General features: G+C 37.8%; 4 protein-coding genes. 3 read left to right on the forward strand and 1 reads right to left on the reverse strand.

Annotated features, from left to right (window positions below; genetic code table 11):
- The first annotated feature begins 438 nt into the window (after positions 1-438).
- Complete coding sequence (locus tag CD172_RS10300; RefSeq protein ID WP_225906172.1) at positions 439-2,055, forward strand: BCCT family transporter; 1,617 nt, start codon at positions 439-441, stop codon at positions 2,053-2,055.
- 247 nt (positions 2,056-2,302) lie between these two features.
- Here CD172_RS10300 and cudC read toward each other — a convergent pair whose 3' ends face one another.
- Positions 2,303-2,863: a choline uptake/conversion transcriptional regulator CudC gene (gene cudC, locus CD172_RS10305; protein WP_037565818.1), complete on the reverse strand. Its 561-nt coding sequence runs from the start codon at positions 2,861-2,863 to the stop codon at positions 2,303-2,305.
- Positions 2,864-3,146: 283 nt separating this feature from the next.
- Here cudC and betB point away from each other — a divergent pair, with 283 nt between their 5' ends.
- Positions 3,147-4,646, forward strand: a complete 1,500-nt coding sequence (betB, locus tag CD172_RS10310; protein WP_103346293.1) for a betaine-aldehyde dehydrogenase — start codon at positions 3,147-3,149, stop codon at positions 4,644-4,646.
- Positions 4,647-4,667: 21 nt separating this feature from the next.
- Positions 4,668-6,362 carry a choline dehydrogenase gene (gene betA / locus CD172_RS10315; protein WP_103346294.1) on the forward strand — a complete coding sequence of 565 codons (1,695 nt, stop codon included), beginning with the start codon at positions 4,668-4,670 and terminating at the stop codon, positions 6,360-6,362.
- Positions 6,363-6,500: the final 138 nt, after the last annotated feature.

The following is a 6,500-nucleotide window of genomic DNA, read 5'->3' on the forward strand; positions in this document are numbered from 1 at the left end:
GTGTAAAGTGTATTTTTGTTAAAAGTATGCTTCTGATTTTCACTTAAAATGTCATTTTTAAAATGCAGTAACATAGTAAGTCTATAAAACACAAAAATGAAAACCTTAAAAATTCTAAAATCAACTTAGAAAACACATTATTTACAAATAAATATTCATTTATAGTGCATAAAAATCCAAATTTTAATTTGTTAAGTAAATTATTAACGTTCTTTATGTAGTTAATTAAGGCGTTTTGACAATATTCTTCTAATGAGGATGTTATATATATTCATTAAGTTGTCACAAAGTAATTGTATGTAATTTGCATTAAAATGAATTATTAGATACCCTAAGGCATGTATTAAGACGAAACACATCTGTAGATTTTCAGCAAGAAAAGCAATGTAATTGATTCAATACATAAAGGGGGAGCTTCTATTGCTTCGAAATCGGAAAATGATAGATTGGGTCGTTTTTATAGGGACAGCATTAGCACTTTTACTTACTGTCATTCCTATGATGGTCTTTCCTGACCAAAGTCGATCTGTCGTCATGGCAATGAATGATTTTGTAACGTCTAAACTTGGGGCACTATATCTAGTCCTCGGCTTAACTATATTTGGGTTTGTTTTATATATCGCTTTTGGTAAATACGGCTCAGTTACACTTGGCCGTGCAAGTGATAAACCAGAATTTAGTGATTTTGCATGGGCATCTATGCTCTTTTGTGCTGGTATTGGCTCGGATATTTTATATTGGGGCGTGATTGAGTGGGCCTATTATTTCCAAGGACCACCATTTGGCGCAAAGCCAATGAGTGAAGAGGCTCTTGGGTATGCGACAATGTACGGTATGTTCCATTGGGGACCTATCGCATGGTCGATTTACGTGTTGCCAGCTTTACCTATTGGATATCTTGTATTTGTTAAAAAGCAACCTATATTTAAAATTAGCCAAGCATGTCGACCTATTTTGAAAGGTCAAACGGACAAATTTTTAGGTAAACTTGTTGATATTTTATTTATTTTTGGATTAATGGGTGGTACAGCCACGTCATTCGCTTTAGGTGTACCAATGATTACAGCAGGTTTAGAAAAACTTTTTGGTCTTGATGGGCACAGTATGGTTGTTAAAAGTATCGTTTTATTATGTATTACAGCGGTATTTGCCTATAGTTCATATCAAGGTTTGAAAAAAGGAATACAGTTATTAAGTGACTTAAACGTCTGGTTATCCTTTGTGTTACTCGCGTTTGTTTTCATAGTTGGACCTACCATTTTTATTATGGAAACAACGGTAACGGGCTTTGGAAATATGATGAAAAATTTCTTCCAAATGGCAACGTGGCTTGAACCGTTTGGGGGGATTGGCGGTAGAAAAGAGACGAATTTCCCACAAACATGGACAATATTCTATTGGGCATGGTGGATTGTCTATGCACCATTTATTGGTTTATTTATCGCTCGTATTTCTAAAGGGCGTACCTTGAAAGAAGTGATTTTAGGAACAATTGCATACGGTACATTTGGATGTATTTTGTTCTTTGGTATTTTCGGAAATTATGCTGCATATCTTCAAATTTCAGGAAAATTTGATGTAGTTAAATATTTAAATGCGCATGGTACAGAAGCAACAATTATTGAAGTCATTAGCCAATTACCATTTTCAACAGTTGTTGTCGTCTTGTTTATTATGTCTGCGTTCTTATTTTTAGTGACAACATTTGACTCAGCATCCTACATTGTCGCAGCAGCGACACAAATGAAAGTTGATGGGGAGCCATTCAAATGGAATCGTTTATTCTGGGCATTTGCGCTCTGTTTACTACCGTTCTCACTAATGTTAGTAGGTGGGGAAAAAGCACTTGAAATTCTACAAACAGCCTCAATTGTCGCCGGTGTGCCGTTAATTGCGATTTTCGTCATTATCATGGTTTCGTTTATTATGATTCTTTCTAATGATCGTATCGCATTACAAACACGCGCAGAACGGTTTAAAAAGATTGAGCGCCGTTCGTTACGTATTGTCCAAGTCTCTGAAAAGAAAGATGATGAAGACGACGATAATTTATAAATAAGTGGAAGGGCGGATCCCTTCATCAAATGAGACAAACCTAACTTAGATAAAAATAGGTTTGTCTTTTTGTATGGTGTTGAATTAATGTCGCGTATTTTCATACACAAAAAATGTGGAGATGCGTTATTCCATATTTTTTACCAACGACAATGACGTTATTCGTATCTCAATAATTAGCACAAAAAACTGCCTACAAAGCGCTATGCTTCGTAGACAGTTTAAAATGTAAAGTTCTTCAGATTATTTATTTTTCCGTTTCTTGAGGGTCTGGAATTGGATAATGTTCGAAAATTTCACCTGTTTTAATTGCATTACTGATATTTTCTAACCAGTGGTAATAGACACGAGAATGGGCCATGTGTGTTTTAATCTCTTCTGCTTCTTCTCGTGTAGCTTCATCAACATCATCCGCTGCTAAGATGTGGTCAATAATGGCTTCTGCTTCTTTAACTGCTGCAAAGTTTACCGTATACTCACGTTGCCATTTTTTTGTGAAGAAATTACTGAAAAAGTCGAAAAAGTCTTTTTCTGCTTCAAAATGTTGTTTGCGACTACCTCGTGTAAATCGTTGTTTCACGACATCTAACTCTTGTAGTTTTTTGACACCTGCACTCATACTTGGCTTACTCATTTGGAGTTCTTGACGCATTTCATCCAAAGTCATGCTGTCTTTAAAAAGCATGATGCCATATAAATTACCAACACTACGGTTAATGCCATATAAATCCATCGTTTCTGCAATAGAATTAATTACTATGTCTTTCGCTGTTTCAAGTTGTGTTTCATAAGATTTTGTTTTTTTCATGACAGCACACCTCCAATTTGCACGTTATATTTTATCACGATTTAAGTGCATTATACCCATAAAATTAAAGAAATTAGAAATATTTATTACTTTTTTAACAAACTGAGATTAAAAGAGCGTCACATGAAAACTATAGCCATCGCATGATTTAAATTCATTTAAGCTTAAAACCTATGGGGTAAGTAAAAAGTATGAACATTGACAAGGCATGTTGGTAATGTTAAAGTTTACTTTGTGAAATTCGTTAAATAAAAACTTAACAAACTTAACGGAGGGTCGTTTGATGGAATTTGTGAAACAGTTATCACGTCGTCAATATATTGATGGCGAGTGGGTTGAAAGCAGTAACAAAGCAACACGTGAAATCATCAATCCTTATAATCAAGAAGTCATTTTAGAAGTGGCTGAAGGTACAACTGAAGATGTTGAACGCGCTATTTTAGCAGCACGCCGTTCATTCGATGAAGGGGTTTATGCGGATGAAACAGGAGATGTGAAAGGTCAAAAAGTGCGTGCAATTGCAGACAAAATTAAAGCACATCGTGAGGAACTTGCACAACTTGAAACGTTAGATACAGGTAAAACGCTAGAAGAATCTCGTGCTGATATGGATGACATTCATAACGTCTTTATGTATTTTGCTGGTTTAGCGGATAAAGTGGGTGGCGAGATCATTAACTCTCCAATTCCTAATACGGACAGTAAAATCGTTAAAGAACCTGTGGGCGTTGTGACGCAAATCACACCTTGGAACTATCCATTACTACAAGCGTCATGGAAGATTGCACCCGCACTTGCGACAGGATGCTCCATTGTCATGAAGCCAAGTGAAATCACGCCATTAACGACAATTCGTGTATTTGAATTAATGGAAGAAGTCGGCTTCCCTAAAGGTGTCGTAAACCTAGTACTTGGTGCAGGTTCAGAAATTGGAGACATCATGTCAACGCATAAAGATATCGATCTTGTTTCATTTACCGGTGGGATTCAAACAGGTAAACGCATCATGAAACAAGCAGCAGATCACGTTACGAACATAGCGCTTGAACTCGGGGGAAAAAATCCAAATGTCATTTTTGACGATGCTGATTTTGATTTAGCGGTAGACCAAGCCTTAAATGGTGGGTTATTCCATGCTGGTCAAGTTTGTTCAGCAGGTTCACGTATTATCGTGCATAACGACATTAAAGCAGATTTTGAAAAAGCACTCATCGAACGTATTAAAAACATTAAAATGGGTAACGGTTTTGATGAATCAACAGAACTTGGACCATTAATTTCAGCGGCACACCGCGACAAAGTTGAAAGCTATATGGCGATTGCTAAAGAAGAAGGTGCGACGATCGCGATTGGTGGAAAACGTCCAGAGCGTGACGACTTGAAGAACGGTTTCTTCTTTGAACCAACAGTGATTACAGATTGTGATACATCTATGCGTATCGTTCAAGAAGAAGTATTTGGACCGGTTGTCACAATTGAAGGTTTTGACACTGAAGAAGAAGCCATTCATCTCGCAAATGATTCTATCTATGGTTTAGCAGGGGGCGTCTTCACAAAAGATATCGGTAAAGCCAACCGCGTTGCGAAGAAAATGCGTATGGGTACGGTTTGGATCAATGACTTCCATCCATACTTTGCGCAAGCACCATGGGGTGGCTATAAGCAATCAGGTATTGGCCGTGAACTTGGTCACGAAGGTTTAGATGAATATTTAGAAACAAAACACATTTTAATGAATACAAACCCAGAACCAATCGGATGGTTTGGTAAAAACAACGCATAATTTGAAGGAGGCAATTCACTCATGAGTAAAGCGTACGACAAAATGTATGATTACATTATTATCGGAGGCGGAAGTGCAGGTTCCGTTTTAGGTGCACGTTTAAGTGAAGATAAAGATAAAAAGGTACTTGTATTAGAAGCAGGGCGTAGTGATTACCCTTGGGATTTACTCATTCAAATGCCAGCTGCATTAATGTATCCATCAGGTAATCGTTTATATGACTGGAAATATGAAACGGCCGAAGAACCACACATGGGTGGTCGTAAAGTGTTCCATACACGTGGTAAAGTACTCGGTGGTTCAAGTTCTATCAATGGTATGATTTATCAACGTGGAAATCCATTAGATTATGAAAAATGGGGTAAACCTGAAGGCATGGATACATGGGATTATGCGCATTGTTTACCATACTTTAAACGTTTAGAAACTGCATTTGGTGCAGACAAAGATGATCCAATCCGTGGCTTAAATGGTCCAATAAAATTACGTCGAGGCCCAGCAGACAACCCATTGTTTGAATCATTCTTTAATGCGGCAGTAGATGCTGGTTATCATAAAACAAAAGACGTGAACGGATATCGCCAAGAAGGTTTCGGTCCATTTGATAGTCAAATTCATAATGGGCGTCGTGTATCTGCTTCACGCGCATACTTACGTCCCGCTATGAAACGTCCGAACTTGACTGTTAAAACACGTGCATTTGTAGAAAAACTTCATTTTGATGGCAATCGCGTAACGGGTGTGACATTCAAACGAAATGGCAAATTGCATAAAGCATTAGCGCAAGAAGTCATCTTATCTGGTGGTGCGATTAATACACCACAATTATTACAGTTGTCTGGTATTGGTGATTCTGAACACTTACGTTCTGTGGGCGTTGAACCACGTATCCACTTGCCAGGTGTGGGTGAAAACTTCGAGGATCATTTAGAAGTGTACGTACAACATAAATGTAAAGAACCGGTATCAATGCAACCAAGCTTAAATAAATTAAAAATGCCATTTATCGGTATTGAATGGTTAACACGTCGTACGGGTGCTGCGGCAAGTAACCACTTTGAAGGTGGCGGATTCGTACGCTCAAATGACAATGTGAAATATCCAAATTTAATGTTCCACTTCTTACCGTTAGCAGTACGATATGATGGCCAAAAAGCACCAACTGCACATGGTTATCAAGTTCATGTGGGACCTATGTATTCAAATTCACGTGGATATTTAAAAATTAAATCAACAAACCCATATGAAAAACCAGAATTTGTCTTTAACTATTTATCTACGCCAGAAGATAGACAAGAATGGGTTGAAGCGATTCGCGTTGCACGAAACATTTTAAAACAACCATCGATGGACAAATACAATGGTGGCGAAATTTCACCAGGACCTTCAGTTCAAACAGATGAAGAAATTTTAGATTGGGTACGTCGTGATGCTGAAACAGCATTACACCCATCTTGTAGTGCGAAAATGGGACCAGCCTCAGACCCAATGGCTGTCGTTGACCCACTAACAATGAAAGTTCATGGTATGGAAAACTTACGCGTGGTTGATGCGTCTGTCATGCCTACAACAACAAATGGTAATATCCATGCGCCAGTTTTAATGTTAGCTGAAAAAGCTGCAGATATTATTAAAGGGGTAAAACCTTTAGAGCCTGAATATGTTGATTACTATGTTCATGGTGAATCAGATCCTAAAGCTGGGGCAATCGAATAAAAATAACACGCTTGACCTATCATTGGTCGAGCGTGTTTTTATTAATGACTTCAGTCAGTTGAGCACGTAAAACGTGCGAAACAATAAACCACCTGCTATGCGGGTGGGCAACAAAAGTTATACTAAAAAATCCCTGCT

It is taken from the genome of Staphylococcus agnetis (genome assembly GCF_002901865.1).
GTDB classification, from domain to species: domain Bacteria; phylum Bacillota; class Bacilli; order Staphylococcales; family Staphylococcaceae; genus Staphylococcus; species Staphylococcus agnetis.